General features: G+C 63.8%; 25 protein-coding genes. 11 read left to right on the forward strand and 14 right to left on the reverse strand.

Features of this window, described 5'->3' with window-relative positions; all coding sequences use genetic code 11:
* Positions 1 to 9: 9 nt before the first annotated feature.
* The gene (locus D7325_RS03055; RefSeq protein WP_120993936.1) at positions 10 to 354 is read left to right on the forward strand and encodes a zinc ribbon domain-containing protein YjdM; all 345 of its coding nucleotides are present in this window, start codon (positions 10 to 12) and stop codon (positions 352 to 354) included.
* A gap of 30 nt (positions 355 to 384) precedes the next feature.
* Here the strand turns inward: D7325_RS03055 and D7325_RS03060 are convergent, their stop codons facing one another.
* Positions 385 to 2,073 carry a type IV pilus assembly protein FimV gene (locus D7325_RS03060; RefSeq protein ID WP_120993938.1) on the reverse strand — a complete coding sequence of 563 codons (1,689 nt, stop codon included), beginning with the start codon at positions 2,071 to 2,073 and terminating at the stop codon, positions 385 to 387.
* 181 nt (positions 2,074 to 2,254) lie between these two features.
* A complete protein-coding gene (gene plsB / locus D7325_RS03065) occupies positions 2,255 to 4,759 on the reverse strand; it encodes a glycerol-3-phosphate 1-O-acyltransferase PlsB (RefSeq protein ID WP_120993940.1) in 2,505 nt (834 codons plus the stop codon).
* Between the two features lie 409 nt (positions 4,760 to 5,168).
* Between plsB and D7325_RS03070 the strand changes: the two genes are divergently transcribed.
* Positions 5,169 to 5,378, forward strand: coding sequence for a cold-shock protein (locus D7325_RS03070; RefSeq protein ID WP_120993942.1), 210 nt, complete (start codon positions 5,169 to 5,171; stop codon positions 5,376 to 5,378).
* Positions 5,379 to 5,491: 113 nt separating this feature from the next.
* Here D7325_RS03070 and D7325_RS03075 read toward each other — a convergent pair whose 3' ends face one another.
* From D7325_RS03075 to dapE, 3 genes are read right to left on the reverse strand one after another with little or no spacing between them, the layout of a single operon-like run.
* On the reverse strand, positions 5,492 to 5,863 hold the full coding sequence (locus D7325_RS03075) for a hypothetical protein (protein WP_120993944.1): 372 nt from the start codon (positions 5,861 to 5,863) through the stop codon (positions 5,492 to 5,494).
* A gap of 25 nt (positions 5,864 to 5,888) precedes the next feature.
* Positions 5,889 to 6,692, reverse strand: coding sequence for a putative RNA methyltransferase (locus D7325_RS03080; RefSeq protein ID WP_120993946.1), 804 nt, complete (start codon positions 6,690 to 6,692; stop codon positions 5,889 to 5,891).
* Complete coding sequence (gene dapE, locus D7325_RS03085; protein ID WP_120993948.1) at positions 6,686 to 7,828, reverse strand: succinyl-diaminopimelate desuccinylase; 1,143 nt, start codon at positions 7,826 to 7,828, stop codon at positions 6,686 to 6,688. Before dapE ends, D7325_RS03080 begins: the two co-directional genes overlap by 7 nt.
* A 135-nt stretch (positions 7,829 to 7,963) precedes the next feature.
* Here dapE and tcdA point away from each other — a divergent pair, with 135 nt between their 5' ends.
* Complete coding sequence (gene tcdA, locus D7325_RS03090; protein ID WP_120993950.1) at positions 7,964 to 8,764, forward strand: tRNA cyclic N6-threonylcarbamoyladenosine(37) synthase TcdA; 801 nt, start codon at positions 7,964 to 7,966, stop codon at positions 8,762 to 8,764.
* A gap of 1 nt (position 8,765) precedes the next feature.
* Here tcdA and D7325_RS03095 read toward each other — a convergent pair whose 3' ends face one another.
* The 4 genes from D7325_RS03095 to D7325_RS03110 form a co-directional block, all read right to left on the reverse strand.
* The gene (locus D7325_RS03095) at positions 8,766 to 9,182 is read right to left on the reverse strand and encodes a SufE family protein (RefSeq protein ID WP_120993952.1); all 417 of its coding nucleotides are present in this window, start codon (positions 9,180 to 9,182) and stop codon (positions 8,766 to 8,768) included.
* A complete protein-coding gene (locus D7325_RS03100) occupies positions 9,179 to 10,381 on the reverse strand; it encodes an aminotransferase class V-fold PLP-dependent enzyme (RefSeq protein WP_120993953.1) in 1,203 nt (400 codons plus the stop codon). The genes D7325_RS03095 and D7325_RS03100 overlap by 4 nt, the downstream gene beginning before the upstream one ends.
* Before the next feature lie 66 nt (positions 10,382 to 10,447).
* Positions 10,448 to 11,482: a 2,3,4,5-tetrahydropyridine-2,6-dicarboxylate N-succinyltransferase gene (gene dapD / locus D7325_RS03105; protein ID WP_120993955.1), complete on the reverse strand. Its 1,035-nt coding sequence runs from the start codon at positions 11,480 to 11,482 to the stop codon at positions 10,448 to 10,450.
* Between the two features lie 35 nt (positions 11,483 to 11,517).
* Positions 11,518 to 11,889 carry an ArsC family reductase gene (locus D7325_RS03110; RefSeq protein WP_120993957.1) on the reverse strand — a complete coding sequence of 124 codons (372 nt, stop codon included), beginning with the start codon at positions 11,887 to 11,889 and terminating at the stop codon, positions 11,518 to 11,520.
* A gap of 210 nt (positions 11,890 to 12,099) precedes the next feature.
* Between D7325_RS03110 and D7325_RS03115 the strand changes: the two genes are divergently transcribed.
* Positions 12,100 to 12,345, forward strand: coding sequence for a hypothetical protein (locus tag D7325_RS03115; RefSeq protein ID WP_120993958.1), 246 nt, complete (start codon positions 12,100 to 12,102; stop codon positions 12,343 to 12,345).
* Positions 12,342 to 12,485, forward strand: a complete 144-nt coding sequence (locus D7325_RS19025) for a hypothetical protein (protein ID WP_162987992.1) — start codon at positions 12,342 to 12,344, stop codon at positions 12,483 to 12,485. Before D7325_RS03115 ends, D7325_RS19025 begins: the two co-directional genes overlap by 4 nt.
* 7 nt (positions 12,486 to 12,492) lie before the next feature.
* On the opposite strand, the gene dapC is transcribed toward D7325_RS19025, so the two are convergent.
* From dapC to rne, 4 genes are all read right to left on the reverse strand, one after another.
* On the reverse strand, positions 12,493 to 13,689 hold the full coding sequence (gene dapC / locus D7325_RS03120; protein ID WP_120993959.1) for a succinyldiaminopimelate transaminase: 1,197 nt from the start codon (positions 13,687 to 13,689) through the stop codon (positions 12,493 to 12,495).
* 34 nt (positions 13,690 to 13,723) lie between these two features.
* Complete coding sequence (locus D7325_RS03125; protein WP_120993960.1) at positions 13,724 to 16,426, reverse strand: [protein-PII] uridylyltransferase; 2,703 nt, start codon at positions 16,424 to 16,426, stop codon at positions 13,724 to 13,726.
* 30 nt (positions 16,427 to 16,456) lie between these two features.
* Entirely contained in the window at positions 16,457 to 17,239 is a 783-nt protein-coding gene (map, locus tag D7325_RS03130; RefSeq protein WP_120993961.1) for a type I methionyl aminopeptidase, read from the reverse strand.
* A gap of 134 nt (positions 17,240 to 17,373) precedes the next feature.
* The gene (gene rne, locus D7325_RS03135) at positions 17,374 to 20,424 is read right to left on the reverse strand and encodes a ribonuclease E (protein WP_218565168.1); all 3,051 of its coding nucleotides are present in this window, start codon (positions 20,422 to 20,424) and stop codon (positions 17,374 to 17,376) included.
* 540 nt (positions 20,425 to 20,964) lie between these two features.
* Between rne and rluC the strand changes: the two genes are divergently transcribed.
* The 3 genes from rluC to sppA are packed head-to-tail and all read left to right on the forward strand — an operon-like array spanning position 20,965 to position 23,570.
* On the forward strand, positions 20,965 to 21,918 hold the full coding sequence (rluC, locus tag D7325_RS03140) for a 23S rRNA pseudouridine(955/2504/2580) synthase RluC (RefSeq protein WP_120993963.1): 954 nt from the start codon (positions 20,965 to 20,967) through the stop codon (positions 21,916 to 21,918).
* Complete coding sequence (locus D7325_RS03145) at positions 21,911 to 22,597, forward strand: HAD-IA family hydrolase (RefSeq protein ID WP_120993964.1); 687 nt, start codon at positions 21,911 to 21,913, stop codon at positions 22,595 to 22,597. Before rluC ends, D7325_RS03145 begins: the two co-directional genes overlap by 8 nt.
* Entirely contained in the window at positions 22,587 to 23,570 is a 984-nt protein-coding gene (gene sppA, locus D7325_RS03150; RefSeq protein ID WP_120993965.1) for a signal peptide peptidase SppA, read from the forward strand. Before D7325_RS03145 ends, sppA begins: the two co-directional genes overlap by 11 nt.
* 4 nt (positions 23,571 to 23,574) lie before the next feature.
* Here the strand turns inward: sppA and D7325_RS03155 are convergent, their stop codons facing one another.
* Positions 23,575 to 24,150: a Maf family protein gene (locus D7325_RS03155; protein ID WP_120993966.1), complete on the reverse strand. Its 576-nt coding sequence runs from the start codon at positions 24,148 to 24,150 to the stop codon at positions 23,575 to 23,577.
* A gap of 97 nt (positions 24,151 to 24,247) precedes the next feature.
* On the opposite strand from D7325_RS03155, the gene D7325_RS03160 reads away from it, so the two are divergent.
* The 3 genes from D7325_RS03160 to plsX are packed head-to-tail and all read left to right on the forward strand — an operon-like array spanning position 24,248 to position 25,989.
* On the forward strand, positions 24,248 to 24,781 hold the full coding sequence (locus D7325_RS03160; RefSeq protein ID WP_120993967.1) for a YceD family protein: 534 nt from the start codon (positions 24,248 to 24,250) through the stop codon (positions 24,779 to 24,781).
* 13 nt (positions 24,782 to 24,794) lie between these two features.
* Entirely contained in the window at positions 24,795 to 24,977 is a 183-nt protein-coding gene (gene rpmF / locus D7325_RS03165; protein ID WP_120993968.1) for a 50S ribosomal protein L32, read from the forward strand.
* 4 nt (positions 24,978 to 24,981) lie between these two features.
* Positions 24,982 to 25,989 (forward strand): phosphate acyltransferase PlsX, encoded by a 1,008-nt coding sequence (plsX, locus tag D7325_RS03170; RefSeq protein WP_120993969.1) that lies wholly within the window; start codon positions 24,982 to 24,984, stop codon positions 25,987 to 25,989.
* The last annotated feature ends 84 nt before the right edge of the window (positions 25,990 to 26,073 follow it).

Genomic DNA, 26,073 nt, shown 5'->3' on the forward strand with positions numbered 1-26,073 from the left:
GAGTTCCCCATGTCCGCCTTGCCTGACTGCCCCGAATGCGGTTCGTCCTACACCTACGAAGCGGCCGGCGTGCTGGCCTGTCCGGCGTGCGGTCACGAATGGCGGGTGGGTGATGAGGCTGCGCCAAGCGCCGCAGGCGAGGCGGGCGTACGTGATGCGGTCGGCAACCTGCTGGCCGACGGTGACACCGTCACGGTGATCAAGGACCTCAAGGTCAAGGGTTCGTCCCTGGTGGTCAAGGTCGGCACCAAGGTCCGGAACATCCGTCTGGTCGAAGGGGACCATGACATCGACTGCAAGATCGATGGCATCGGCGCGATGAAGCTGAAGTCGCAGTTCGTCCGCAAGGCCTGAGCCGCATCGAGCGACGCGGCGTGACACGGATCAGGCGGCGCTGGTGCGGCCCTTGGCATCGGCATTCGGGCCAAACGCCGCGAGCGCCGAGTGATCGTCGTGCATTTCGACGACTTCCGGCAGCTCATGCAGGTTGCTCGTGAAGGCGGCATCGGCGGCGGACTTGCTCATCCGCACGGCCCGCTCGAGGTCCTGCTCGGCAGCCAGGCCACCGATACGGCTGGCATGACGCGAGCGAATCTCATCGAGTTGGCGGATGCTGGCGCCCTGGTCGATCAGCCGCACCAGTTCCAGCGCAAAGGCCTCGGTATCACCGAGCTGGCCCAGCATTTCCAGCAACAGCAGGCGTAGCGTCATGCGCTCGGGCTCGGCCACCAGCGCCGATTCGAGAATGCGCTTGGCTTCGGCATAGCGGGCGGCGCTGATCAGCATGCTCGCCGCTTCCAGCGCGTTTAGCGCCAGGGGCGCGCTCTGGCGCCGCGCGCGGCTGCGGCTATTGGCGATGCGTGACGGCGTGAGCGGCGCCATCCGCGAGTCGCGGACGGCGGCCTCGTGCGGGTGTGCGGACGGCACGATCAGGTCGTCGATCGGGTCGCGCTGACGCCGCGGGCGATAGCTGGTCCACAGCGCAGCGCCTGCGGTGATGAATGCTAGGGCCGCGCCGATCAGCCAGAGATGGCTGGTCTGGTCGCTAGCGGCGACGACGCCTGACGGTGCGGGCGGCGCGACCTTGGCTACCGCCGGCTGCGCTGCCGGCGCCGTTTCGACGGCTCGGCTGGACAGCTGCGCTTCGAGCTCGGCCAGCTCGCCGCTGCGGCGTTCCAGGGCCAGCTGCATGTCGGTCACCCGCGCTTCAAGGGCGGCGATCTCGTCCACCAGCGGGTCGACGGTGGGCTCGGGCGCCGCCGGGGAGGCGGTGGTCGCGTCGGCAATCGCCTCCATGTCGGTCGCAGGTGTGTCGATTGCCGGCAGGCGGGTCGAGGCGTCAGCCGTGACGGTCTCTTGCGCGTCGACCGCAGCCGGATTGGCAAGGCGGCTGGCATCGATCGCGTCGGGCAACAGCAGCTCGGCACCGAGTTGCAGGCGGGATGCGTCGCCGCCGGCGAATGCCTCGGGGTTCAGGGCCATGATGTCGCGCATGAGCGTGCGGCCGCTCTGGTCGCCGTCGGCGAGGCGGCTCGCGATCAGCCACAGGCTGTCACCCGCGCGAACACGGTAGCGCTGCCCCGCGAGAGCGGCCGGGGCAGCCACCGGTTCGGGCACGTCCGTGGCAACGGTCGTCATCGCTTCGACTGCGGGAAGCGCTGCAACTGCCGGAACGATCGGCTGGCTCGGCAGCGGATCGAGCAACAGGGTGTACTCGCGTCGCAGCACGCCGTTGGGGCGCGCGAGGTCGACGATGAAGTCGAGGTAGGGCTCGCGAATGGGCGCGCTGGACGTCACTCGCACGCTGAGCTGGCCGTCGCGCATCTCCGGCAGGAAGCGGAGATCGGAAAGATGGGCGAAGCGCTCGATGCCCGCGCTCTGGAACGCGGCGTTCGTCGCCAGGGATACCTTGATGTCCTCCACCGACAGGCCGCTGGCGTCATGCAGTTCGATGCGCGCGTCCAGCGGCTGATTCAGAGCGGAGGCCAGCGTCATCTCGCCAAGGCCGAGGGCGGAAGCCATGCCGGTGTAGGAGAGCAGGGCGGTAGCGAGCGGAAGCACGTAGCGAGCCAAGGCGACGATCCTCTAAAACCCGCGCACTACGCTCTGCCGGAAACCCGGTGAGGAACCACGTGGCGGGAGAATGGGAATATTGGCGGGACGCCAATTGCCGTGCTGTATACGGCACTCGTCACACTTCTGCTAATTAGTTTTCTCGATTCGAGCCATGCGATCGCTTTTTTCCGACGCGAGGTTATTCCTCGCTAGCCGGGCGCTCGGTCGCCGGCTCCGTGTCGGCGTGCCGATCGAGCGCAACCTGGCGGATCGACAGGCGGATTTCGGCTGGCAGCACCCGCTTGGCGGCGCCTTCAGCCAGCTCGCCCAACAGCGGGTGATGGCTCAGGCGGCCGGTGTCGTCGCGTCGAAGTACACCCTGTTCGAGCAGCGTCGCGATGAAGTGACGGAACAGGCTCTTGTCGAAGAATTCCGGCGCGTTCAACCCGTGCAGGATCGACAGGCGCTGGGCCATGACCGTGCACAAGTCTTCGAGCGCCTCGGCGGTCAGGCTGTGCTGGCCGGCATTGAGCAACAGGGCGATCGCCATGTAGAACCGCTGCAGCGTCTGGACGATGGCGCGCGAAAGCAGTGTCAGCAGCACGAATTGCCGCGAACTGGGCGCCGGCCGCACGTAGACCTCGCCATCACGCTTGAGCAGCCCGTGCTCGACGAACGCCTCGAGCCAGCGATCGACGACGCCGTCGAGTTCGTCGATGTCCCAGCGAATGAACAGCTCGGCACGCAGGTACGGATACAGCGCCCTGGTGTAGCGCAGGATCTGCTCGCGGCTCATCCGCGCGCTGCTCTGGAAGAAACTCGCCAAGAGGCCGGGCAACGCGAGGATATGCAGCACGTTGTTGCGGTAGTAGGTCATCAGCACCGCGTTCTGCTCGTCGAGGTAGCAGATGTTGCCCAGGGCATCCTTCTGCTCGGCGACCAGTTCGAGCTCCTTGACGTAGGCGATGAGCTCGACCCCGTTGCCGTCGGGCAGCGTGGTGTGCGGCGAGTAAGGCACGCTGCGCAGCAGCGCGAGGTAAAGGTCGAGAATGCGCGCCAATGCCCGTTCATCCAGCGCCAGGCGACTGGTCGAGAGCAGGGCGAGCGCCACCAGGTTCACCGGGTTGACGGCGGTAGCGTCGTTCAGACGCTGCGCCACGCGCTGAGCCAGCCGGTTGGTGGTGTCGGTCAGCCAGGCGGGGCGGTAGTCAGGACCGAGACTCTGCTGACGCCAGCCGGGTTGCTCCTGGTCGAGAAAGCTGGCCAACGGCAGCGGCTCGCCGAAGTTGACCCAGACCTGGCCGAAGCGCTGCTTGAGTGCGCCGATCACCTTGAAGATGTCGAAGATCGACTCCTTTTTCTTCGCCGTGCCGCGCAGCTCCCCGAGGTAGGTGCGCCCTTCGAGCACCCGTTCGTAGCCGATGTACACCGGCACGAAGAGGATCGGCTGGCGCGAGGAGCGTAGAAAGCTGCGCACCGTGATCGCGAGCATGCCCGTCTTGGGTTGCAGCATGCGGCCGGTGCGCGAACGACCGCCTTCGACGAAGTACTCGACCGGAAAGCGGCGGCTGAACAGGGTGTGCAGGTACTCGTTGAAGACGGCCGTATAGAGCGGATTGCCCTTGAACGAACGGCGCATGAAGAAGGCGCCGCCGCGACGAAGCAGGCCGCCGACGATCGGCATGTTCAGGTTGATGCCGGCGGCGATATGGGGCGGCGTCAGGCCGCTGCGGAACAGCAGGTAGGACAGCAGCAGGTAATCGATATGGCTGCGGTGGCACGGCACGTAGATCACCTCGTGGCCGTGCACCGCTTCCTGGATACGGGGCAGGTGGTTGACGCGGATGCCGTCGTAGATCTTGTTCCAGAACCAGGAAAGCACCACTTCGAGAAAGCGGACCGCGGTATAGGTGTAGTCCGAGGCGATCTCGTTGCCATAGCGCAGGGCCTGCGCCTCGGCGCGCTGCACCGAAATGCCCTCGCGTTCGGCGGCGTCCTGGATGGCTTTGCGAACCGGCGCCGCATGGACGAGGCCCTTGACCAGGTTTCGCCGATGCGAAACGTCCGGGCCGATGACGGCGGTCTTCTGGTTGCGGAAGTGCACGCGCAGGATGCGGTGGATCATGCGCAGCGTACGCGCCGGCCCCTTGTCCATCGCCATCAGCTCGCGCAGATGGATCGGGCTGGAGAACTGTACGCGCGTCTTGCGGCCCAGAATGAGGATGCTGATCACCCGACGCAGCCGGCCGGTCACGGCCCAGCTATCGGCGAACAGAAGCTTCCACGGGCTGGTCTCGCGGGCGGGCGACTGGCCCCAGAACACACTGACCGGGACGATCTGGACATCCTGCGCCGGGTCGCGCTCCAGTGCCTGCAGCAACCTGACGAGCGCCGGGGCGGGCGTCAGCCGGGTCGGTCGCGCATTCCAGCTGGCCGCTGGCGAGAGAAAGAAGAAGGCGGCCGGTTCGAGGTCATCGCCAACCTGCACGGGCACGACGGGGCGGGGCAAGCCGGCCTTGCTGCACTCGGCATCGAGCACGGCCAGTTCGCTCAGCGACGGCTTCTGCATGACGTAGACGACCGGCTGGCTGCGATCGAGATTTACCGAGAAGGCCGACTGGTTGATCGATTCGGAGCGAACCCAGAGATACAGCACGCGACGAAGGATGCTGAACAACAGGCGGCGAACGGGTGAACGGCTCATGAGACTTCGTGCAGGCGCGATCATGCGGGGCGGCTAGTGTGCCCGATACACCTGGGTGCGGCAAAAGTGCCGAACGCAGTCACCGGCTGGTTTTTCGTCGCGTGCACAGCGTGCAGAGGTCTGTCGCCACCACGGCCTTGCCTGCCTCGCCCCGCTGTGCGATTGGTCCACCTGCAATGATGTGAAAGTGCCTGCAAGCCTTGCGGCACTAGGCGTCCAGCCCGAATAAAAAAGTGCTTTAAACGAAAAAGCGTTCATTTATACTCCGGGAGCGGTCGCTCTGAAACGCGGCTTTTTTCAAAGTCACTTCTGATCACTCGGCTTGCCGAATAACAAGAAGAACGTTTTTGCTGCGCCCGTCGACGATCCTCGTCAGAGGGCTAACAAAAAGCGAGTTGGAGATGTGGTAATGGCTGATCGCGAGATCGGAACCGTCAAATGGTTCAACGATGCCAAAGGCTATGGGTTCATTCAGCGCGATAGTGGTGCTGATGTGTTCGTTCACTATCGTGCCATCCGCGGCGAGGGTCATCGCTCACTGGTCGAAGGCCAGAAGGTCGAGTTTTCGGTGATTCAGGGCCAGAAAGGCCTGCAAGCCGAAGATGTAGCAGGCGCCTGAAACTAACAAGCCCGTCGAACAGGCTGTGTGAAAACTACTGCGCTCGATCATGCTGCGTTTCACACTGCCTGCTAAGACGGGCTTTTTAATGCTTGGCACCTCGGCATAGCAAATCAGCCTGTACGCCAAAGAATTTCCTTCTCGCCATGCTCGTCGACGCTTATCCAGCGATCGGCATCTTCCTCGCCCTGTGTTTCGTCCCAGCCACCTGGTGCGCAGCGTACCTGCACGCCCAGCGCGCGGTGTGCTGCGTGCGCGCATTGCAGATCGTCGGCCCAGGGTGTCGCGTCGCTCTCGAGCAGCAGGCAGTGCCATTTTCCGACCGCGTTCTCGAACCAGCTGACGGCGATATCTCCGGCTTCGCACTTGAATGTCTTGCCCTGGGTTCGCCAGGGCGTCGTCGCGCCGAAGACAGTCTCCAGCCAATGCCCGACGGCGTCCCGGTCCGCTTCCTTCAGGTAGATCTCGATATCAGGTTGGCGCATGGTGGCTCCCCTGGAGCAGCCTTGGTTAATGTCGTTCGATCCAGTCGAAGCGTACCGCGGCGCGAACCTTCAGCGGGCTGTCGATGACGGCCTTGCGTCGTTCGGCGTTGGCGCGCCAGCCATGTGGTGTCATGGCCAGCAGGTCGGCGCGGTCTTGCGGGTCTTCGAGATTCAGTTCGAATTCCAGCGTTTCGCTATGGCCCAGGCGCATGCCGTTCGGAATGAGCGTCAGGTGCTTGGTGTCATCGTAATCGCGGACTTCATCGTACAGCCGCTGGCGAAGCTCGAGCAGATGGTTGCGCGTGGGGCCCAGCCGCAGAACGCCGCCGCCGGAGGGCAGCAGACGAAGCGCCTCGGACCAGTCGAATGGGCTGAACACGCTGATCAACTGGGCCATGCTCGCCTCGGCGAGGGGAATGCGCGCCATGCTCGCCACCAGCCAGGTGACATGAGCGGTGCGGCGACAGGCGCGCTTGATCGCCTCGCGGGAGATGTCCAGGGCATAGCCTTCGCTGCCCGGTCGGGCGGTGGCGATCCGATCGGTGTAATAACCCTCGCCGCAACCGACGTCGAGCCAGCGTCCGGGTGTGCGCAGGCTGCTCAGCTCAGCCAGGCGGTCGGCAAGCGGTGCGTAATGCCCGGCTTCGAGGAAGCGTCGGCGTGCCTCGACCATCGCCTGGTTGTCTCCGGGGTCGCGACTTTTCTTGTGCTGCACGGGCAGCAGGTTGAAATAGCCCTGCCGGGCCCGGTCGAAGCGGTGCCGGTTCGCACAGGCGAGGCCCTGGTCGGCCGCGTCGAGCGGCAACTGGCAGATCGGGCAGATCAGCATGCCAGCAGACGTACGAGCGTCTGGTAGTAGACCTCGGTCAGCAGATCGAGATCGGAGGCGAGCACGCGCTCATCGACCTGGTGGATCGTCGCGTTGACGGGCCCGAGTTCCACGACCTGCGTGCCGAGCGTCGCGATGAAGCGGCCATCGGAGGTGCCGCCGCTGGTCGAGGGCGTGGTGTCGTGGCCTGTCACCTGGTGGATGCTGCGTGACACCGCATCGAGCAGCTCGCCCGGTTCGGTCAGGAAGGGGAGGCCCGAAAGCGCCCACTCGATCCGATACTCGAGCCCATGTGCCTGGAGGATGCGCTCGGTGCGTTCCTGCAGCGATTCGACGGTCGACTCGGTGGAGAAGCGGAAGTTGAACTGCGCGACGAGAGTGCCCGGAATGACGTTGGTGGCGCCCGTGCCGCTATTGAGGTTGGAAATCTGGAAGCTGGTCGGTGGGAAGAAGGCATTGCCATCGTCCCAGTGCTCGGCGGCCAGGCTGGCCAGCGCCGGGGCGGCAAGGTGGATCGGATTGCGGGCCAGGTGTGGATAGGCCACATGCCCCTGCTGCCCCATCACCGTCAGGGTCGCGCCGAGCGAGCCGCGGCGGCCATTCTTGACCACGTCGCCCAGTCGAGCCGTGCTGGAAGGCTCGCCGACGATGCACCAATCCAGACGTTGACCGCGTTCACGCAAGCGCTCGACCACCGCCTTGGTGCCATGTTCGGCCGGGCCTTCTTCGTCGCTCGTGATCAGGAAGGCGATCTGCCCGCGATGGTCCGGGTGATCGGTGACGAAACGCTCGACCGCGATCACCATCGCCGCCAGGCTGCCTTTCATGTCGGCCGCGCCGCGCCCGAGCAGCATGCCGTGCTCGTCGATGCGGGCCGCGAACGGTGGCTGCGCCCAGGCATCCTGCGGGCCGGTCGGCACCACGTCGGTATGGCCGGCGAAGCAGAGTACCGGGCCGCTCGAGCCACGCATCGCCCAGAAGTTGTCCACCTCGGCGATTCGCATCGGCTCGATGTCGAAGCCGCACGCGGACAGTCGCTCGATCATCAGCCCCTGGCAGCCTTCGTCCAGCGGCGTCACGGAGGGTCGCTCGATCAGCGCACAGGCCAGTTCGAGGGTAGGGGACAGGGTGATCATGCGCGCTCCACGGCTGGAAAAGGCGGCCATTCTAGCAGGCCGAGACGGGCGAGCAGATTGTCGTGGTGCCATCGGTCGATGCGCTCGGCCGGCGGGCGCTCGCTTATACTCGCCGATCGAAACGGAGGAGGCAGCATGGGGTTCGACGATCAACGGTTTGGCGGAATTGCCCGCCTGTACGGCACGCAGGGCGCCGAGCGGTTGGCCGCTGCGCATGTCGCGGTCGTCGGCATTGGCGGGGTCGGCTCCTGGGCGGCCGAGGCGTTGGCGCGCAGTGGCGTGGGTGAGCTGTCGCTGTTCGATCTCGACGATGTCTGCACCACCAACGTCAACCGTCAGGCCCACGCGCTCGACGGTACGGTCGGTCGTCCGAAGGTCGAAGTGATGGCCGAACGTATCCGGGCGATCAACCCGGCGTGCCGCGTGCATGCCACCGCCGACTTCGTGACCCGCGACACGATGGAGGCGTACATCACGCCGACGCTGGATTGCGTCATCGACTGCATCGACAGCGTGCCCGCCAAGGCCGCGCTGATCGCCTGGTGCAAGCGGCGCAAGATCCAGATCATCGCCACCGGCGGCGCTGGCGGGCAGGTCGATCCGACGCAGATCCAGGTCGCCGACCTCAACAAGACGTTCAACGATCCGCTGGCGGCCAAGGTGCGCTCGCTGCTGCGCCGGGACTACAACTTTTCCCGCACCGCGGGCCGGCATTACAGCGTGCCGTGCGTGTTTTCCACCGAGCAGCTGCGCTATCCGAAGCCCGATGGCGGCGTTTGCCAGCAGAAAAGCTTCGTCGGCGAAGGCGTCAAGCTGGACTGCGCCGGCGGGTTCGGCGCCGTGATGATGGTCACCGCCACGTTCGGGCTGGTGGCGGCTGCGCGCGCGGTGGACAAGCTCGTGGCCGGTGCGCGTCGGCCGTCGGAGCGAGGGTGACTCAGCGTGCAGCCAGCGCCTGCATGCGGCTCAGGACGGCATTGATGCCGTTGGCCCGGGACGGCGAAAGCTGACGACCGAGTCCGAGTCGGTTGAACCACTCGGCCACATCCACCGTTCGCAAGGCCTGTGCGTCGAGGCCGTCGACCCGCGCCAGCAGGACCGCGAGCAAACCGCGCAACAAGCGCGCCTCGCTGTCGGCGCGAAAGTGCCAGCGGCTGTCATGCTCGCTGGCGATCAGCCAGACCTGGCTTTCGCAGCCGCGCACCCGGTTTTCGTCGCTGCGCTCGCTGTCTGCCAGCGGCTCCAGCCGCTCGCCCCATTGCATCAATAGCCGCGCGCGCTGTTCCCAGCCGGCGGCGCCAGTGAAGGCATCGATCGCCTCCCGTGCGGCCGGCGGCAGAGTGGGTTCATTCATCGCAGCAACTCCAGGGCGCGATCGAGTGCGCAGAAAAACACCTCGAGGTCGGCGCCATCGTTGTAGAAGGCGAGCGATGCGCGAATCGCACCGCTGACACCGAGGCGTCCCATCAGCGGCATCGCGCAATGAGTGCCGCTGCGGACGGCGACGCCTTGCTCGGTGAGCAGATGCGACAGGTCGGCAGGGTGGACACCCTCGACCGTGAAGCTCGCCAGGGCGCAGTCCGGCCGTCCGAGCAGGCGAATGCCATCGCGCATGGCGAGTCCATCGACCAGCATGCGGTGCAGCCGGTGTTCATGCGCGGCGAGTGCGGCCTGATCCAGCCCGCCGAGGTAATCGAGCACCGCGCCGAGGCCGATGACGCCTGCAATGGGCGGCGTGCCGGCCTCGAACCCGAGGGGCGCGGGGCGGAATTGTGCGTGCTGGAACTCCGCGAGCTGCACCATCTCGCCGCCGAACTGCCAGTGGCGCAAGCGGGCTAGCGCCTCGCGCCGCCCGTACAGCACGCCGACGCCTTCCGGCCCGTAGAGCTTGTGGCTAGACAGTACATAGAAGTCACAGCCCAGCGAGCGCACGTCGGTCCGTTGGTGGACGATGCCCTGCGCGCCGTCGACGACGGTCAACGCGCCCTGGGCCTTGGCGAGTGGCAGCAATCGGTGCAGCGGCTGCTGCGTTCCGAGGACATTGGAAAGCTGGCTGGCAGCGAGCACACGGGTACGGGGACCGATGAGCTGCGTGGCTGCCTCCAGGTCGATGTGCCCCGCCTTGTCGAGCGGAAGCACCACCAGGTGCGCATTACGACGCTGTGCCAGCTGCTGCCAGGGGAGGAGGTTGGCGTGGTGTTCGAGCGCGGTGATGGCGATCTCGTCACCCGCGTCGATATGCGCTTCCATGCCGTAGGCCAGCAGGTTGAGCGCCTCGGTAGCGCCGCGGGTGAAGATGATTTCGGTCGGTTCTGCGGCGTTCAGCCAGCTGGCGAGCTTCGTCCGGGTGCCTTCGAAAGCGCGCGTGGCGCGCTCGGCGCTGGCGTGCTGGGCGCGGTGCACGTTCGCCGCGCCGCTGGTGTAGTAGCCGGTCAGCGCGCTGATAAGCGCCTGCGGTTTCTGAGCGGTCGCGGCACTGTCGAGGTAGACCTCGCCCTGCGCTTCCATGACGGCTAGCGCGGGAAAGTCGGAGCGCCAGGGAGACGAGAGCATGTGCGGTCTCGCGGTTTGCCGCCGGAGGAAGGTCGCTGTCAGCGACCGTCGCACCGGCGGGAGCACTCAGTTGTGCGCGTGAAGCGCTTCGTTCAGTTCGATTGCCGATTTGTGCGTCTTGCATTCGACCGCGCCCGTCAGCGAATTGCGGCGGAACAGCAGGTCCGCCTGGCCGGCCACCTCGCGCGCCTTCACCACCTTCACCAGCCGGTTCTGCTCGTCGAGCAGGTTCACCTTGGTGCCTGCGGTGATGTAGAGGCCGGCTTCGACGGTGCTGCGATCGCCCAGCGGGATGCCGATGCCGGCGTTGGCGCCGATCAGACAGCCCTCGCCAACCGAAATGACGATGTTGCCCCCGCCCGACAGGGTGCCCATCGTAGAACAGCCGCCGCCCAGGTCGGAGCCCTTGCCGACGAAGACGCCAGCCGAGACGCGGCCCTCGATCATTCCGGGGCCTTCGGTACCGGCGTTGAAGTTGACGAAGCCCTCGTGCATCACGGTGGTGCCTTCACCGATGTAGGCGCCGAGTCGGACGCGCGCGGCATCGGCGATGCGGACGCCGGCCGGCACGACGTAATCGGTCATCTTCGGGAACTTGTCGACCGAGAAGACTTCCAGCAGCTCGCCCTTGAGGCGTGCCTCGAGTTGCCGCTCGGCCAGTTCGGCCAGATCGACCGCACCCTGGTTGGTCCAGGCGACGTTCGGCAGCAATGGGAAGATGCCCGACAGGTTGACGCCATGCGGCTTGACCAGCCGATGCGACAGCAGGTGCAGCTTGAGATAGGCCTCCGGCGTGGAGGCCGGCGCTGCGTCGGTTTCCAGCAGGGTGACGACCAGCGGACGCTGGCTTTCGGCCAGGCGGGTAAGCAACGCGCATTGGCTGGGATCGAGCGGCTTCAGGGCGTCGGACAGGGTGGCCGCCTGCGCGGTGCTGATGGCGATCGCCTGGTTGCCGCCCTGATAGCCCAGCAGCGGCGAGATGGCGGCGATGATCTCGCCGGCCGGGTTGAGCAGGGGCTGCGCGTAGAAGACTTCCAGCCAGTTGCCCTGGCGATTCTGGGTGCCGACGCCAAAGGCGAGGCTGAAGAGGGAAGTAGGCATGTTCATGTTCCTTGTTCGGGTATCGGTGCTGCGCTTCAGCGCGCTTCGGTGAGCTCTCGCTCGTAGACCTCGGGCTTGAACCCGACCAGCGTGCGACCGCCGAGCTCGAGCACGGGGCGCTTGATCATCGAGGGCTGGGCCAGCATGAGGTCGATGGCACGGGCCTGGTTCAGGTCGGCTTTCTGTTCGTCCGCCAGTTTGCGAAAGGTCGTGCCGGCACGGTTGAGGATCGTCTGCCAGCCGTGCTCATCGCACCAGGCCTGCAGATGGGCGCGGTCGATGCCGGCGCTCTTGTAGTCATGAAAGTCATAGGCGATGCCATGATCGTCCAGCCAGGTGCGCGCCTTCTTCATCGTGTCGCACGCCTTGATGCCGAACAGCGCCAGGCGAGGAGGTCGCTCGGGCATGGTAGGTCTCCGCTTCGGGTCAGCGGGCGATTATGCCATGGGTGGGTGGCGACGACAGGCATGCCGCAGCCTGGAGTCGAGGGTCGCCGGGCTTTCTACCGCGAGGAGACGCATGGAAATCACCGAGCGGCAGGCGCGGCCCGTCGGGCGGGCCGATCGTTTGCGCGGCATGCGCTGTCCACAGAGAGACACCCAATCGAGGAGGACACCATGGCTCGCAAGCATTTCGAGCACTTCGAGGCGATCTCATCCGCGGTGCCGGACGGTGATGCCTTCGCCGCGGTCATCGCAGTGAAGCGGCGAGATACCGATGAGTCGGCCACGGTTCATCAGGTCGCCAACGGCAATCGATATGACCTTGCCTCGGAGGCGGACGTCGCGGCCGAAGCGGCGCTGACCAAGGTTACCGAAGTCACCGAAGAAGGGGATCTGATATGGGAACCGAACGCCGAATGACTCCGCAGGAGCCCTGCGCCCCAATCGACAAGCCCGATGAGGCCGACGCGCAGCCCGACATTCCCGAGCACATGAAGCCCGAAAATCTCGAGAAGCTGCGCGACTACGGCAAGGACATGATCCCGCCAGGCGTGGCCTGAACGAAGGTTACCCGCGCGACTGGACGAAGGTTCGTATGCGCTGCGCCGCCTCGACGCACTGCGCCAGGGGGGCGACCAGCGCCATGCGAACCCGATTTGCCCCCGGGTTATGTCCGTCGACGGCGCGGGACAGGTAGGAGCCTGGCACAACGGTCACGTGCTGTGTCGCGAACAGCTCACGGGTGAAGAGCGTGTCGTCGACCGGCGTCTTCGGCCAGAGGTAGAAGCCGCCATCGGGTCGCTGCACATCGAGCACATCGCCGAGGATGTCCAGCACGGCATCGAACTTTTCCCGGTACAACGACCTGTTGGTTTCCACGTGCCGCTCGTCTTCCCAGGCGGCGATGCTCGCCAATTGGGTCTGCACCGGCATCGCGCAGCCGTGGTACGTCCGGTAGTGCAGAAAGCCCTTGAGAATGTCTGCGTCTCCGGCGACGAAGCCGGAGCGAAGGCCGGGAAGGTTGGAGCGCTTCGACAGGCTGTGGAAAACAACGCAGCGCTTGAAATCCAGCCGTCCGAGCTGAGCGCAGGCTGTCAGCAGGCCGGGCGGCGGATTGCCTTCGTCGAAATACAGTTCGCTGTAGCACTCATCGGCGGCGATGACGAAGTCATGTTTATCGGCCAGTGCGATCAGGCGTTTCAGCGTCGGCAGCGGTACCAGGGCGCCGGTCGGGTTGCCCGGCGAGCACAGGAACAGCACGCTGCAACGCCGCCAGACCTCGTCCGGCACCGCCTCGAAATCCGGATTGAAGCCGTTTTCCGCGAGGCAGGGCAGGTAGTGCGGTGTCGCGCCGGCCAACAAGGCCGCGCCCTCATAGATTTGGTAGAAGGGATTGGGGCTCACGACAAGCGAATCGGCCGAGCGATCGACGACCGCCTGGGTGAAGGAAAACAGCGCCTCGCGCGTACCGTTCACCGGAATGACCTGGGTATCGGCGTCGACGCTGCCGGCGGGCACGGCGAATCGCCGCTCGCACCAGCGGGCGATCGCCTGGCGCAGTGCCGGCAGTCCCAAGGTGGTCGGATAGGTCGCAAGCTGGTGCAGGTTGTTCGCCAGTGCTTCGGCGACGAACGCCGGTGACGCATGCTTCGGCTCGCCAATCGACAGGGCGATCGGATCCTTGGCCGCTGGCGTCACGCCGTTCAGCAGGGCGCGCAATTTTTCGAAAGGGTATGGCTGGAGCAGCTCGAGGGCTTGGTTCATTGTCGTCGGCACGCAGGTCGATAAGGCCAGAGGCTCAAATGAGGATGCGGTCAGGGGACGGCGTCTGCTCGTTGCCCTGAGCCAGTTGTTTGATGAGGGCTTGTTGCAGGCGGCGGCACAGCTCCGGGTCCGAGAGCGGCTGGTTGTCTTCGCTCGTTACGAAGAAGACGTCTTCGACGCGCTCGCCGAGCGTGGCGATCTTGGCCTTTTGCACCGAGAGGTCGAAGTCCTGGAACAACTGTCCGATGCGCGCCAGAAGGCCGGGCCGGTCGGGCGCGATGACTTCGATGATGGTCTGCGGTCGCTGGGTGTCATTGAGGATGGTGACCTGCGGTGCAAAGGCGAAATGTTTCAGCTGGCGCGGCACCCGGCGCTGGATGATCGCGGGGTATTCGTCCGGGTTGCGCAGTGCATCGATCAGGCCTTCCTTGATTTCCCGTATGCGCTGCGGGTTGTCGCCGATCGGCGAACCGTCCGCATCGAGTACGACGTAGGTATCCAGTGTGAACTGGCTGGTCGAGGTGATGATGCGGGCATCGTGGATGCTGAGGTTCAGCTGATCCATCGCCGCCACGGTCACCGCGAAGAAGTCGTGCTGGTCGGGCGCATAGATGAATATCTGCGTCCCGCCTTCGAACTCCCGGTGGGTGGTTTCCTTGACCAGCACCAGGGGGCCGCCGTTGTCCGGGTGCTCGATGATCGCTTCGGTGTGCCATGCCACATCGCTTGCGGTATGCCGCAGGAAATAATCATCACCGAGCTGAGCCCAGAGCTGCTCGGCATCGTCCGGGTCGGTGCCGCTGCGCACCAGCTGGTCGAGTGCGGCTTGCTGGGTGCGGCGAATCTGTTCCTCGCGGTCGAGCGGGTTCTCCAGGCCGCGTTTGAGGGCGCGCTTGGTTTCGGTGTAGAGCTGGCGCAGCAGGCTGGCCCGCCACGAATTCCACAGGGTCGGGTTGGTCGCGTTGATGTCCGCGACGGTCAGTACGTACAGGTAGTCCAGGTGCGTTTCGTCACCGACCTGCTGCGCAAAGTCGTTGATCACCTGTGGATCGGAGAGGTCCTTGCGCTGGGCGGTCGTCGACATCACCAGGTGATTGGCGACCAGCCAGACGACGAGGCGGGTGTCCCAGGCGGGCAGTTGGTGGCGCACGCAGAAATGTTCGGCATCGACCGCCCCCAGTTCCGAGTGATCGCCGCCCCGGCCCTTGCCGATGTCGTGATACAGGCCGGCGAGGTAGATCAGTTCGGGCTTGGGAAGGCGATCCATGAGCTTGCTGGCCAGGGGGTACTTCTCCGCCAGCTCCGGACGCCTGAGTTTGCGCAGGTGTTTGATCAGGTTCAGCGTATGCGCGTCGACCGTGTAGATGTGAAAAAGATCGTGCTGCATCTGGCCGACGATATGGCCGAACTCGGGCAGATAACGGCCCAGAATCCCGTACCGGTTCATCCGCCGCAGATTGCGGTGTATGCCTTGCCGCGAGCGGAACAGCTCGATGAACAGGCTGGTGTTGCGGATATCGCTGCGGAAGTCGTCGTCGATCAGGTGGCGCTGGTCGCGCAGCAGGCGAATCGTGTCGGCCCGCACGCCCTGGATTTCAGGGTGCTGGGCCATCAGCACGAAGACCTCCATGATCGCGAACGGCGTGCGTTTGAACACGTTGGCGTGGGTGACTTCGATATAGCCATCGCGCAGCTGGAAGCGGCTGTTGATCGGCGTCGCAGGGCCCTGGCTGCCCTTGCGCAGAATCACTTCCTCGAAGTGCTGGACGATCAGGTCGCTGAGCTCGGCCACGCTCATGACGATCCGGTAGTACTTCTGCATGAACCGCTCGATGCCGAGCTTGCCGCCGCTGTCCTGATAGCCGAGCAGCTTGGCGAGCGAGCGCTGGTGATCGAACAGCAGGCGGTCTTCGGCTCTTCCGGCAAGCATGTGCAGGCCGTAGCGTACCCGCCAGAGAAACTCCTGGGCCGAGGCGAGAAGGGCGTTCTCGCTTTCAGTCAGAAAGCCGCCATTGACCATTGCGCGCAGGTTGAGCGTGCCGAATTCGCGACGCGCCACCCAGAGGATGGTCTGGATGTCCCGCAAGCCGCCCGGCGATCCCTTCACGTTGGGTTCGAGGTTGTATTCGGTGTCGTTGTACTTGGCGTGCCGGGCCAGCTGCTCCTTGCGCTTGGCGAGGAAGAAGTCCTTGCTGGGCCACATGTTGGTCGAACTGATCACGCCGGTCATCTGCTGGCGGAGGCGTTCGGGCCCGGCGATGGTGCGGCTTTCCATCAGGTTGGTGATGATGGTCAGGTCCGCTCGCGCCTCGTCGCCGCATTCCGCGATGGTGCGTACGCTCTGTCCGACTTCAAGGCCGATATCCCAGAGCAGGGTGAGGAAGCCTTCGATCGACGCGCGAAAGGGCGTCAGGTCGCTGTGCTCGAGCAGGATCAGCAGGTCGATGTCCGAATGGGGATGCAGCTCGCCGCGGCCGTAGCCGCCGACGGCGACGAGTGCGATCGACTGGTCATCGCTCCAGGCGAAACGCCCCCACGCGGCTCGAAGGATCTGGTCGACGAACCAGGCCCTGTCTTCGATGAGGCGGCGGACGTCCCGCCCGGAAACGAAGCGCTGATCGAGCACTTCGCCGGCTTGCCTGATTGCCTTCTTGAAGGCCTGGATAGGGCTGGCCTTGAGCGCCAGGTCAGCCTGGAACTGGCCGGGATCGAACAGTTCGGGATCCACCTGCGGCATGGTGCCTCCTGAACGCGAGCCGAGGGTCGCTTAAGGCGAGGTGCGCGCGATGCTCTCATCGCTGCGCAAGGTAAAGATCTCGTAGCCTTCGGCCGTGACCAGCACCGTGTGCTCCCATTGGGCGGAAAGCTTGCGGTCCTTGGTGATCGCGGTCCAGCCGTCGCCGAGCAGACGGGTCTCGGCACGTCCCTGATTGATCATCGGCTCGATGGTGAACGTCATGCCTTCCTTGAGCTCGAGGCCCGTGCCGGCCCGCCCGTAGTGGAGCACTTGCGGCTCTTCATGGAAGACCTTGCCGATGCCATGGCCACAGTATTCGCGAACCACCGAATAGCCGTTCTTCTCGGCGTGCTTCTGAATGACCTCGCCGATGTCGCCGAGCCGCGTGCCTGGACGGACCAGTTCGATGCCCTTGTACAGGCACTCCTGCGTCACGCGGCACAGCTTCGCGGCCCACTCGGGCACATCGCCGACGAGGAACATCATGCTGGTGTCGCCGTGATAGCCGTCCTTGATGACGGTGATATCGATGTTCAGGATGTCACCGCTCTTGAGCGGCTTGTCTGCCGGAATGCCATGGCAGACGACATGGTTGACCGATGTGCAGATGGACTTGGGAAAGCCCTTGTAGTTGAGCGGCGCCGGAATGGCGTCCTGCACGTTGACGATGTAGTCATGGCAAAGACGGTCGAGCGTATCGGTGGTTACGCCGGGCTTGACGTGTTCACCGATCATTTCCAGCACCTCGGCAGCCAGTCGGCCGGCGATGCGCATTTTTTCGATGTCTTCAGGGGTCTTGATGGTGACCGTCATGCGTTTCTCTCGGCACGGGCTTCAACGAAAGGGCCGGATTCTATCAGAAGACTCCGCCCGCCGCCGAATGTGCGGGGCGCCGTAACGAGAGAGGGGATGCCATGGCATCCCCTCTCTCGTTTACACAACAGCTCTTAGAGCTGCGGCTTGCGCGGCGGCTCGTCCACTTTCTCGCGGCCTTGCTCCTCCGGTGCGTCTGCGACTGACTGCTCCTGAAGCGGGGCTTGCTCCGGCTCCGGCTCAGCGGCGACCGGCTCGCTGGCGTCGCTGTCGCTTTTGGGCGCCGGCAGTTCGTTGGCCGGAGTCGGTTCGACCGTCTCTGCCTTCACCGGCTCCGATTCAGCGGCAGATGCCTGCTGGGCACCGCCTGCCACGATTTCGTTGCTGGCCAGCGGCTGCGCTTCTGCGATCTGTTCGACCGGTTGGGCCGGTTCGGCGATAACGGATTCCGTGACGGCGGGCGCTTCACTGGCCACCTTGCCTTCGCGCGCCAGGCGCTCGGCTTCACGCTGACGGCGACGAACTTCACGAGGATCGTTCGGCGCGCGACCGGCGGGGCGGGCCGGCTGGCTGGGTGCCGGCTGCTCGGGGGCGATGGTTGGCTCGCTCGCGGCAGGCTCGTTCACGACCTCGGCTGGTGCGGCAGCGGCGGGCTCGGAAGCAGAAACGACCTCAATGCTCGTCTCGGCAGCGGGGACCTCCATGGCAGGCTGTTCACGCTCAGCTTCGACAGGCTCGAGGATAGGCGTAGCCGGTTGCTCGGTTACATCGCTGTCGATCGAGGCGCCGACCGGTGCTGGCTCGGTATCTGCGGTATTGGCAGCGAGCGCGGCAGCCGTGGCGGCTATGGCCACGTCTTCCGACTTCACCGGTGCGTTGCTTTCATCGACCTCGGCGGTTTCGATCTCGTTACCGTTGGCATCGCGCTGGCGATCACGACGGTTGCTGCGGCGACGCTGACCGCGCGAGCGACGACGCGGACGCTCAAGCTCGTTGTCGTCTTCGCTGTCATCCTGAGCCTCCTGGCCGGTCGCTTCCTCGTCAACGACGACCGGTTGCTCGTCACGCGACTTGCGTTCTTCGCGGGGCGCACGGGGCGGGCGCTCACGCTCTACCCGTGGCTCCTCGGCGTTGACGGCTTCGTTATCTTCGAGAGCAGGCCGCAGTTCGCGCTTGCGCTCTTCACGCGGCGCGCGCTCCTCGCGAGCAGGACGCTCCTCCCGCTGCGGCCGCTCACGGCGCGTGGACGTGTTGCCGGCATCCGCCGTTTCGACCTGTTCACGTGGCTTGCGCTCTTCACGCGCTTCGCGTGGCGGACGCGGACGCTCTTCCCGTGCGGGACGCTCTTCGCGCGGCTTGCGTTCTTCGTCTCGCGCGCGGCCATCGCGCCGGCGGTTCTGCTGGCGGCCGTTGCGACGCTCGTCATTGCGGGGCTGGCGGCTGCGCTCCGGCTTGGTCTGCGCTTCGGCTGGCTTGGCTTCTTCCTTGCCGGCAAACAGGCTGACCAGTGACTTGACCAGTCCCTTGAACAGGCTGGGCTCGGGGGTCGAGACAGGCGCTTGTGGCGCTTCGGGCACCTGGGCCGGTGCGGTGCGCTGCGGCGCGGTCTTGACCGCGGCCTCCTGGCGAACCAGCGTGCGCGTTGCGCTTACCGGCTGAGCCTCTTCGACCTCGGCTGGCGCCATTTCGTAGCTTGCCTGGCCCGAAACCAACTCGGGGCTGTCGTCACGCAGACGCACGACTTCGAAGTGAGGCGTCTCGAGATGATCGTCAGGCAGGATGAAGATGCGCGCACGGGTGCGCAGTTCGATCTTGGTGATCGCGTTGCGCTTCTCATTGAGCAGGAAGGCGGCGACCTGGAAAGGCACGCGTGCACGCACTTCCGCGGTACGGTCCTTGAGAGCCTCTTCTTCGATCAGGCGAAGGATGGCCAGCGACAGAGACTCGACGTCCCGGATGATGCCTTGGCCGTTGCAGCGCGGGCATACGATGCCACTGGTTTCACCCAGCGAGGGACGCAGGCGCTGTCGAGACATTTCCAGAAGACCGAAGCGCGAGATGCGGCCGATCTGCACGCGCGCGCGGTCGGCTTCCAGCGCTTCGCGCATGCGGTCTTCGACGGCGCGCTGATTCTTCGCCGGGGTCATGTCGATGAAGTCGATGACGATCAGGCCGCCGATGTCGCGCAGGCGCAGCTGGCGAGCGATTTCCTCGGCCGCTTCGAGGTTGGTCTGGAGGGCAGTCTCTTCGATGTCCCCGCCTTTGGTGGCGCGGGCCGAGTTGATGTCGATCGAAACCAGTGCTTCGGTGGGGTCGATGACGATCGAGCCACCCGAGGGAAGCTTGACCTCGCGCTGGAAGGCCGTTTCGATCTGGCTTTCGATCTGGAACCGATTGAACAGCGGGACGCTGTCTTCGTAGAGCTTCACCTTGCTCGCATACTGCGGCATGACCTGGCGAATGAAGCTCAGTGCTTCTTCCTGGGCTTCGACGCTATCGATCAGGACCTCGCCGATGTCCTGGCGCAGATAGTCGCGGATGGCGCGAATGATGACGTTGGATTCCTGATAGATCAGGAAGGGGGCCGACCGGTCCTGCGAGGCTTCCTTGATGGCCGACCAGAGCTGCAGCAGGTAGTCCAGGTCCCACTGCAGTTCTTCGCTCGAACGACCGAGGCCGGCGGTCCGGACGATGAGTCCCATGTCGGTTGGGATGTTCAGTCCGTTGAGGGCCTCGCGCAGTTCGTTGCGCTCTTCGCCTTCGATACGACGGGAGATGCCGCCCGCACGCGGGTTGTTAGGCATCAGGACCAGGTATCGGCCTGCAAGGCTGATGAAGGTGGTCAGTGCGGCGCCTTTGTTGCCGCGCTCTTCTTTTTCGACCTGGACAATGACTTCCTGCCCTTCGGACAGGACATCCTTGATGTTGACTCGGCCCTCAGGGGCTTTCTTGAAGTATTCGCGAGAGATTTCCTTGAGAGGAAGAAAGCCGTGGCGTTCGGCTCCGAAATCGATGAAAGCCGCTTCGAGGCTGGGTTCGATTCGGGTGATGCGGCCCTTGTAGATGTTGGCTTTCTTCTGCTCACGGGCGCCGGACTCGATGTCCAGGTCGAACAGTCGCTGGCCATCCACCAGTGCGACGCGCAACTCTTCAGGCTGAGTTGCGTTTATTAGCATTCTTTTCATGTAGTACCGTCGGTTTCCGGGCTGCCGGAAACGGCGTTCGGCACACACGACTCTCTCGGTCGGTGTCAGGTGCGTCAGGAATGGTTGTCAGTCATCCCAGTGTCCAGCGATACGAGGCTTTTGCCGGTATCGCGACGACGTCTCCTGCTTGCTGTGTTAACAGGAAGCAATGGTTCGGGAGGAGGAATCGGTCAAGGATTGCGGACGGCATGGAGCGTCTTGAAGCTGTGCTACGCCAATCGTTAACCGTGCATCTCCACCCAACACGCATACTTTGATAATCGGGTGCCGCTCGCAGAATCCAGAGCGGTTGCATTGGGCGCGATTCCCCAGTTGGGGGCACGCAACGTGTCTTTCGAGGCTTGTTCCGATTTTCGCCATGGCGGAAATATCGTTGGATGGCCTCAGCATCCTTGAACAAATTGCGAGCCGGAACGGTTATATGGCAAACCTTCCTGGGCTGACCGCTTTTGGCGGCGTTCGCGACTATAGCAGCAATGACTAAGTGCTTCAATTGCATGAAGTTGCTATGATGCGCCGATGATTACGACCCCCTCCCAGACGTCCGGCGTTCAGTTGCTGGAGGTCTCGCCTGAGCTTGCGGGCCAGCGCATCGACAATTTTCTTCGCGCCCAGCTCAAGGGTGTGCCCAAGACGTTGATCTATCGCATCCTGCGCAAGGGCGAAGTCAGGGTCAACAAGGGGCGGATCAAGCCTGAATACAAACTGCAGGCCGGCGATGTCGTTCGCGTTCCGCCTTTGCGTCTGGCTGAGCGCGATGAGCCAGCACCGCTGTCGGCGTCGCTGCTCGAGCGACTCGAGGCCGCCATCGTCCATGAGGACAAGGGGCTGATCGTTCTCAACAAGCCTGCCGGCATCGCAGTGCATGGCGGTAGCGGCTTGAGTTTCGGGGTCATCGAGGCGCTTCGGCAGCTGCGCCCGGACGTCAAGGAACTCGAGCTGGTGCATCGGCTGGATCGTGATACGTCCGGGCTGCTCATGGTTGCGAAGAAGCGCAGCATGCTACGCCATCTTCATGAAGCGCTCCGCAGTGATGGCGTGGATAAGCGCTATCTGGCGCTCGTTCGCGGTCGCTGGGATGCCGGACGCAAGCAGGTGAGTGCGCCGCTGCAGAAGAACACGCTCCGATCAGGCGAGCGTATGGTCGAGGTCGACGAGGAGGGGAAGGAGGCGCTCACGCTGTTCCGTGTCCTGCGGCGATTTGGCGATTTCGCCACGCTCATCGAGGCCAAGCCTGTCACGGGTCGGACCCATCAAATTCGGGTGCATGCCCGACATGCGGGGCATGGCATCGCTGGCGACGCGAAGTACGGCGATGAGGCGTTCAGTCGGGAAATTCGCGAGCTGGGCGGTAAACGCCTGTTCCTGCATGCCTATGCGTTGCGGGTGCCGTTGCCGGATGGTGGGCTGCTCGAGCTCGAGGCGCCGGTCGATGAGATGTGGGAACTCACCCTAGGGCGCCTGGGTGCTTAAATACGACCTCCTGATCTTTGACTGGGACGGCACGCTGGTCGATTCGATCGAGCGGATCGTCGTCTGCATGCGCGAAGCGGCGCGAGGTTGCGGACTGCCGCAACGTGACGATTCGCAGATCAAGGGCATCATCGGGCTTGGCTTGCCTGACGCGATCGCTGTGCTTTATCCGGAAGTCGCCGGGACAGGCGTGGCTGACGATTTTCGTCGTCGATACAGCGATTGTTACCTGGGATACGAGGGGCAGCCGTCGCCGTTATTTCCAGGTGTCGCGCATTCATTGCAACGACTGCGCGCGGCTGGCTATCGCTTGGCGGTGGCGACCGGAAAGAGCCGGCGAGGTCTTGATCGGGCGCTGCGGGATCACGGGTGGGATGGTTATTTCGACATCACGCGCTGCGCGGACGAGACGGCGAGCAAGCCCGACCCGCTGATGTTGCGCGAGATACTTGCCTATTGCGATGTGTGCCCTGAGCGCGCCCTGATGATCGGTGATTCGTTGTTCGATCTGCAGATGGCGGCTCGTGCCGGCATGGACGCCGTCGCAGTTGCCTACGGTGCGCAATCAATGGCGTGTTTGCAGACGGCCGATCCGCTGCTGACGGTTGAATGTTTTGATGAGTTCGCTGCCTGGTTGGCAGCGTTTGAATCGTGTGGAGTCGATGAATATGTCGGATGAGTGGAAGGCGCCGTCGTCCTCGTCGGGTAACGACGATCAGAAGAGTTGGAAGTTGCTGGAGCGCACCTTGCAGGCCGGCATTCAAGAGCAGCGTCGTGCTCGGCGGTGGGGTATTTTCTTCAAGTTCCTCACCTTCACGTATCTGCTCGTTGTGCTGGCTGTTCTTTTTCCAGCGTTCGAGCTTGGCGACAGTGCCGTGGAGACCCGTCATACCGCGGTCATCGATGTGCGCGGTGTGATCGCCGATGAAGAAGCCGCGAGTGCGGACAATATCATCGGTGCGTTGCGTGAGGCGTTCGAGGACGAAGGGACGCGCGGCATCGTGTTGCGGATCAACAGTCCCGGCGGCAGTCCCGTTCAATCAGGCTATATATATGACGAAATCCGTCGCCTGCGCGGTGAATACCCGGACATCAAGGTGTATGCGGTCGTGACCGATCTTGGTGCCTCGGGCGCCTATTACATCGCTAGTGCTGCCGACGAGATTTACGCCAACAAATCGAGCCTCGTCGGTTCGATCGGTGTAACGGCAGCCACGTTCGGATTCGTCGAGGCGATGGATAAGCTGGGGGTCGAGCGCAGGGTCTACACCTCGGGCGAGCACAAGGCTTTCCTGGATCCTTTTCAACCTCAGAAGCCGGAGGAAACCCAGTTCTGGCAGAACGTCCTGGAGACGACTCATCGCCAATTCATCGAGGCGGTAAAGCAGGGTCGTGGCGAGCGCCTGCAATTCGAACAACATCCGGAACTGTTCTCGGGCCTTGTCTGGTCAGGCGAGCAGGCGCTCGAGTTGGGGTTGGTCGATGGTCTGGCGAGCACCGGGGAAGTCGCCCGGCGCATCATCGGAGCGCCCGAAACGGTCGATTTCACTATCAAGGGTTCGCCGCTCGAGCGCTTGAGCAAGGAGCTCGGGGCGAGCGTGGCTGATCGTCTCGCCATGTGGATGGGCTTGTCGGGGCCAACGCTCAAGTAAACCCTCAGGGAACTTCGACGCCTTCGTTTGCGAGCATGTCCACCAGGCGAATGAGCGGCAATCCGATCAGGCTGGTTACGTCTTCGCCTTCGGTTTTGCTGAACAGGCTGATGCCGAGTCCTTCCGCCTTGAAGCTGCCGGCGCAGTCGTAGGGGGTGTCACGGCGTAGATAACGCTCGATCTGGTTGTCGCTCAGGTCGCGAAAATGCACGGCGAATTGGGCGTGATCGACCTGCAGGCGCCCGCTGGCGGTATTGAGCAGCGCAATTCCTGTGAGGAAGTCGACTCGTCTGCCGCTGGCGGCCCGAAGTTGCTGGAATCCGTTGTCGAAGGTGTGGGGCTTGCCAAGTACCTCATTGCCGAGAACGGCGACCTGGTCCGAGCCTATGATCAGCCCCTGGTAACCGCAGGATAGTGCTTGTGCCTTTTGCATGGCGAGACGGCGGACCAGGTCGGTCGCTGGCTCGTGAGGGAGGCGTGTCTCGTCGATACTGGGCGACGCGTGGGTGAAGGCCAGGCCCAGGCGAGCCAGGAGTTGGCGACGGTAGGGAGAGCTGGATGCAAGTAGAAGCGGAAGCATGAGCGAGCCTGATGGTTGCCGAGGTGATGACGCTTATTGTGCAGCTGGACTGAATTCCTTTGACACCTGTAGAGGTCGTAAATAGAATGCCGCGCTTATGTTGAAAGGACCTATACCATCGCACGTTGAGCCACGCCAGTTGGCCGAGCGATCCGTCACCCTTGAGGGTGAGTTGCCGCTTGAAAGATTGGAAAGGCTCAGTGACTCCCTTGAGGATGATCAGGGTGCGGTGCGCACGAATCTTTCGTTCGAGCGGGACGAGCAGAGAACGGTTGTTATACGCAGTCGGCTCGATGTAGACGTCAAGATGATTTGCCAGCGTTGTCTGGAGCCGGTTGTTCTGCCGATCCATAGCGAATGCGTCTATGCGGTCGTGAATGAAGGCGCGAATACCCAGCATCTGCCCAAAGGGTATGACGTGCTGGAGGTGGGGGAGGATCCGCTGGATCTGCTGGCGCTCGTCGAAGACGAATTGCTGCTGGCGCTGCCTATTGTTCCACTCCACGACCCCGAAGTATGCCAGCCGCCGATGGCGCCAGATGAAGATGTGGCCGAATCGACGGAGAACGAGGTGAAGCGGTCCAACCCGTTCAGCGTGCTGGCTCAGTTGAAGCGTGACCCAAACGTTTAGGAGTTGATCCAAAATGGCTGTTCAGCAGAACAAAAAATCCCGTTCCGCGCGCGACATGCGTCGCTCGCATGACGCGCTCAAGGGCAATGCCCTGTCCATCGAGAAAAGCACCGGTGAAGTTCATCTGCGTCACCACGTGTCGCCGGATGGTTTCTACCGTGGTCGTAAAGTGATCGACAAGGGCGCTGACGAGTAAATCCTTGTCCGCCTCGGTCATTGCGATCGATGCAATGGGTGGGGATCACGGTCCCCACTGCATTGTTCCAGCAAGCTTGTCATGCCTTGCTGACACCCCCTCGCTTCACCTGATCCTGGTGGGTCAGCCCGCTGTATTGAATCCCTTGGTTTCTGCGTTTCCAGGCGTGGATCGTTCTCGCGTGAGCGTCGTTCAGGCGGACGAGTTCATCACCATGGACGAACGCCCCGCTCAGGCGCTTCGCGGCAAGCCGAATTCCTCCATGCGGCTCATGCTCGAGCTGGTGCGCGATGGAAAGGCCGACGCCGCGGTGAGTGCTGGTAATACCGGGGCGCTCATGGCGCTCTCCAAGTACATTCTCAAGACGTTGCCTGGTATCGATCGTCCGGCCATGTGCACGCTCGTTCCGACGCAGGCGGGTAGTTGCCTCTTGTTGGACATCGGGGCGAACGTCGACTGCGATGTCGAACATCTCCGCCAGTTCGCGGTGATGGGGTCGACCGTAATGCAGGCCCTTGGTAATGAGCGTCCCAGGGTGGCGTTGCTCAACGTCGGTGCGGAAGAGGTAAAGGGCAACCAGCAAGTCAAGCTTGCGGCCGATCTCTTGCGGCAGGCCCGCGATATTCATTTCACGGGATTCATCGAAGGGGATGGGCTCTATCGCGGCGAAGCGGACGTCGTCGTGTGCGATGGCTTCGTCGGCAATATCCTGCTCAAGTCCAGCGAAGGCCTTGCCGGGCTGATTTCCTCCCGGCTCGAGGCGAATTTTCGGCGATCGCCGCTCTCGCGGCTTGCCGGTATCGTTGCGCGACCCTTCCTGCGGCAGTTACAGGCTGAGTTGGCTCCTTCGACCTACAACGGTGCCAGTTTCCTTGGTCTGCAGGGCATCGTGGTCAAGAGTCATGGTGCGGCCGGCGAGGCTGGCTTCCAGGCGGCGATACGACATGCGCTGGCAGAGACCAGGCGCAACCTTCCCGGCAGATTGCGCGCTCGACTCGAGCGCCTATGTTGAAGGGTGTGACCGTACGGCACTGCCGATCATCCAAAAGCGATAGCGCGGGATTTGGTCGTTACGGCCTACCTTGAAAATCCTTAT

It is taken from the genome of Stutzerimonas urumqiensis, from assembly GCF_003640395.1.
GTDB classification, from domain to species: domain Bacteria; phylum Pseudomonadota; class Gammaproteobacteria; order Pseudomonadales; family Pseudomonadaceae; genus Stutzerimonas; species Stutzerimonas urumqiensis.

Bases quoted from the DNA above. Each gene is read 5' to 3' on its own strand.
- D7325_RS03155 (WP_120993966.1), bottom strand. From the start codon at position 24,150: ATGCTTCCGCTTCTACTTGCATCCAGCTCTCCCTACCGTCGCCAACTC.
- dapE (WP_120993948.1), bottom strand. From the start codon at position 7,828: ATGATCACCCTGTCCCCTACCCTCGAACTGGCCTGTGCGCTGATCGAG.
- map (WP_120993961.1), bottom strand. From the start codon at position 17,239: ATGACGGTCACCATCAAGACCCCTGAAGACATCGAAAAAATGCGCATC.
- plsB (WP_120993940.1), bottom strand. From the start codon at position 4,759: ATGAGCCGTTCACCCGTTCGCCGCCTGTTGTTCAGCATCCTTCGTCGC.
- D7325_RS03055 (WP_120993936.1), top strand. From the start codon at position 10: ATGTCCGCCTTGCCTGACTGCCCCGAATGCGGTTCGTCCTACACCTAC.
- rpmF (WP_120993968.1), top strand. From the start codon at position 24,795: ATGGCTGTTCAGCAGAACAAAAAATCCCGTTCCGCGCGCGACATGCGT.
- rne (WP_218565168.1), bottom strand. From the start codon at position 20,424: ATGAAAAGAATGCTAATAAACGCAACTCAGCCTGAAGAGTTGCGCGTC.
- rluC (WP_120993963.1), top strand. From the start codon at position 20,965: ATGATTACGACCCCCTCCCAGACGTCCGGCGTTCAGTTGCTGGAGGTC.
- D7325_RS03070 (WP_120993942.1), top strand. From the start codon at position 5,169: ATGGCTGATCGCGAGATCGGAACCGTCAAATGGTTCAACGATGCCAAA.
- D7325_RS03095 (WP_120993952.1), bottom strand. From the start codon at position 9,182: ATGAATGAACCCACTCTGCCGCCGGCCGCACGGGAGGCGATCGATGCC.
- sppA (WP_120993965.1), top strand. From the start codon at position 22,587: ATGTCGGATGAGTGGAAGGCGCCGTCGTCCTCGTCGGGTAACGACGAT.
- D7325_RS03075 (WP_120993944.1), bottom strand. From the start codon at position 5,863: ATGCGCCAACCTGATATCGAGATCTACCTGAAGGAAGCGGACCGGGAC.
- D7325_RS03115 (WP_120993958.1), top strand. From the start codon at position 12,100: ATGGCTCGCAAGCATTTCGAGCACTTCGAGGCGATCTCATCCGCGGTG.
- dapD (WP_120993955.1), bottom strand. From the start codon at position 11,482: ATGCCTACTTCCCTCTTCAGCCTCGCCTTTGGCGTCGGCACCCAGAAT.
- D7325_RS03100 (WP_120993953.1), bottom strand. From the start codon at position 10,381: ATGCTCTCGTCTCCCTGGCGCTCCGACTTTCCCGCGCTAGCCGTCATG.
- D7325_RS03080 (WP_120993946.1), bottom strand. From the start codon at position 6,692: ATGCTGATCTGCCCGATCTGCCAGTTGCCGCTCGACGCGGCCGACCAG.
- D7325_RS03160 (WP_120993967.1), top strand. From the start codon at position 24,248: ATGTTGAAAGGACCTATACCATCGCACGTTGAGCCACGCCAGTTGGCC.
- dapC (WP_120993959.1), bottom strand. From the start codon at position 13,689: ATGAACCAAGCCCTCGAGCTGCTCCAGCCATACCCTTTCGAAAAATTG.
- D7325_RS03125 (WP_120993960.1), bottom strand. From the start codon at position 16,426: ATGCCGCAGGTGGATCCCGAACTGTTCGATCCCGGCCAGTTCCAGGCT.
- D7325_RS19025 (WP_162987992.1), top strand. From the start codon at position 12,342: ATGACTCCGCAGGAGCCCTGCGCCCCAATCGACAAGCCCGATGAGGCC.
- tcdA (WP_120993950.1), top strand. From the start codon at position 7,964: ATGGGGTTCGACGATCAACGGTTTGGCGGAATTGCCCGCCTGTACGGC.
- D7325_RS03110 (WP_120993957.1), bottom strand. From the start codon at position 11,889: ATGCCCGAGCGACCTCCTCGCCTGGCGCTGTTCGGCATCAAGGCGTGC.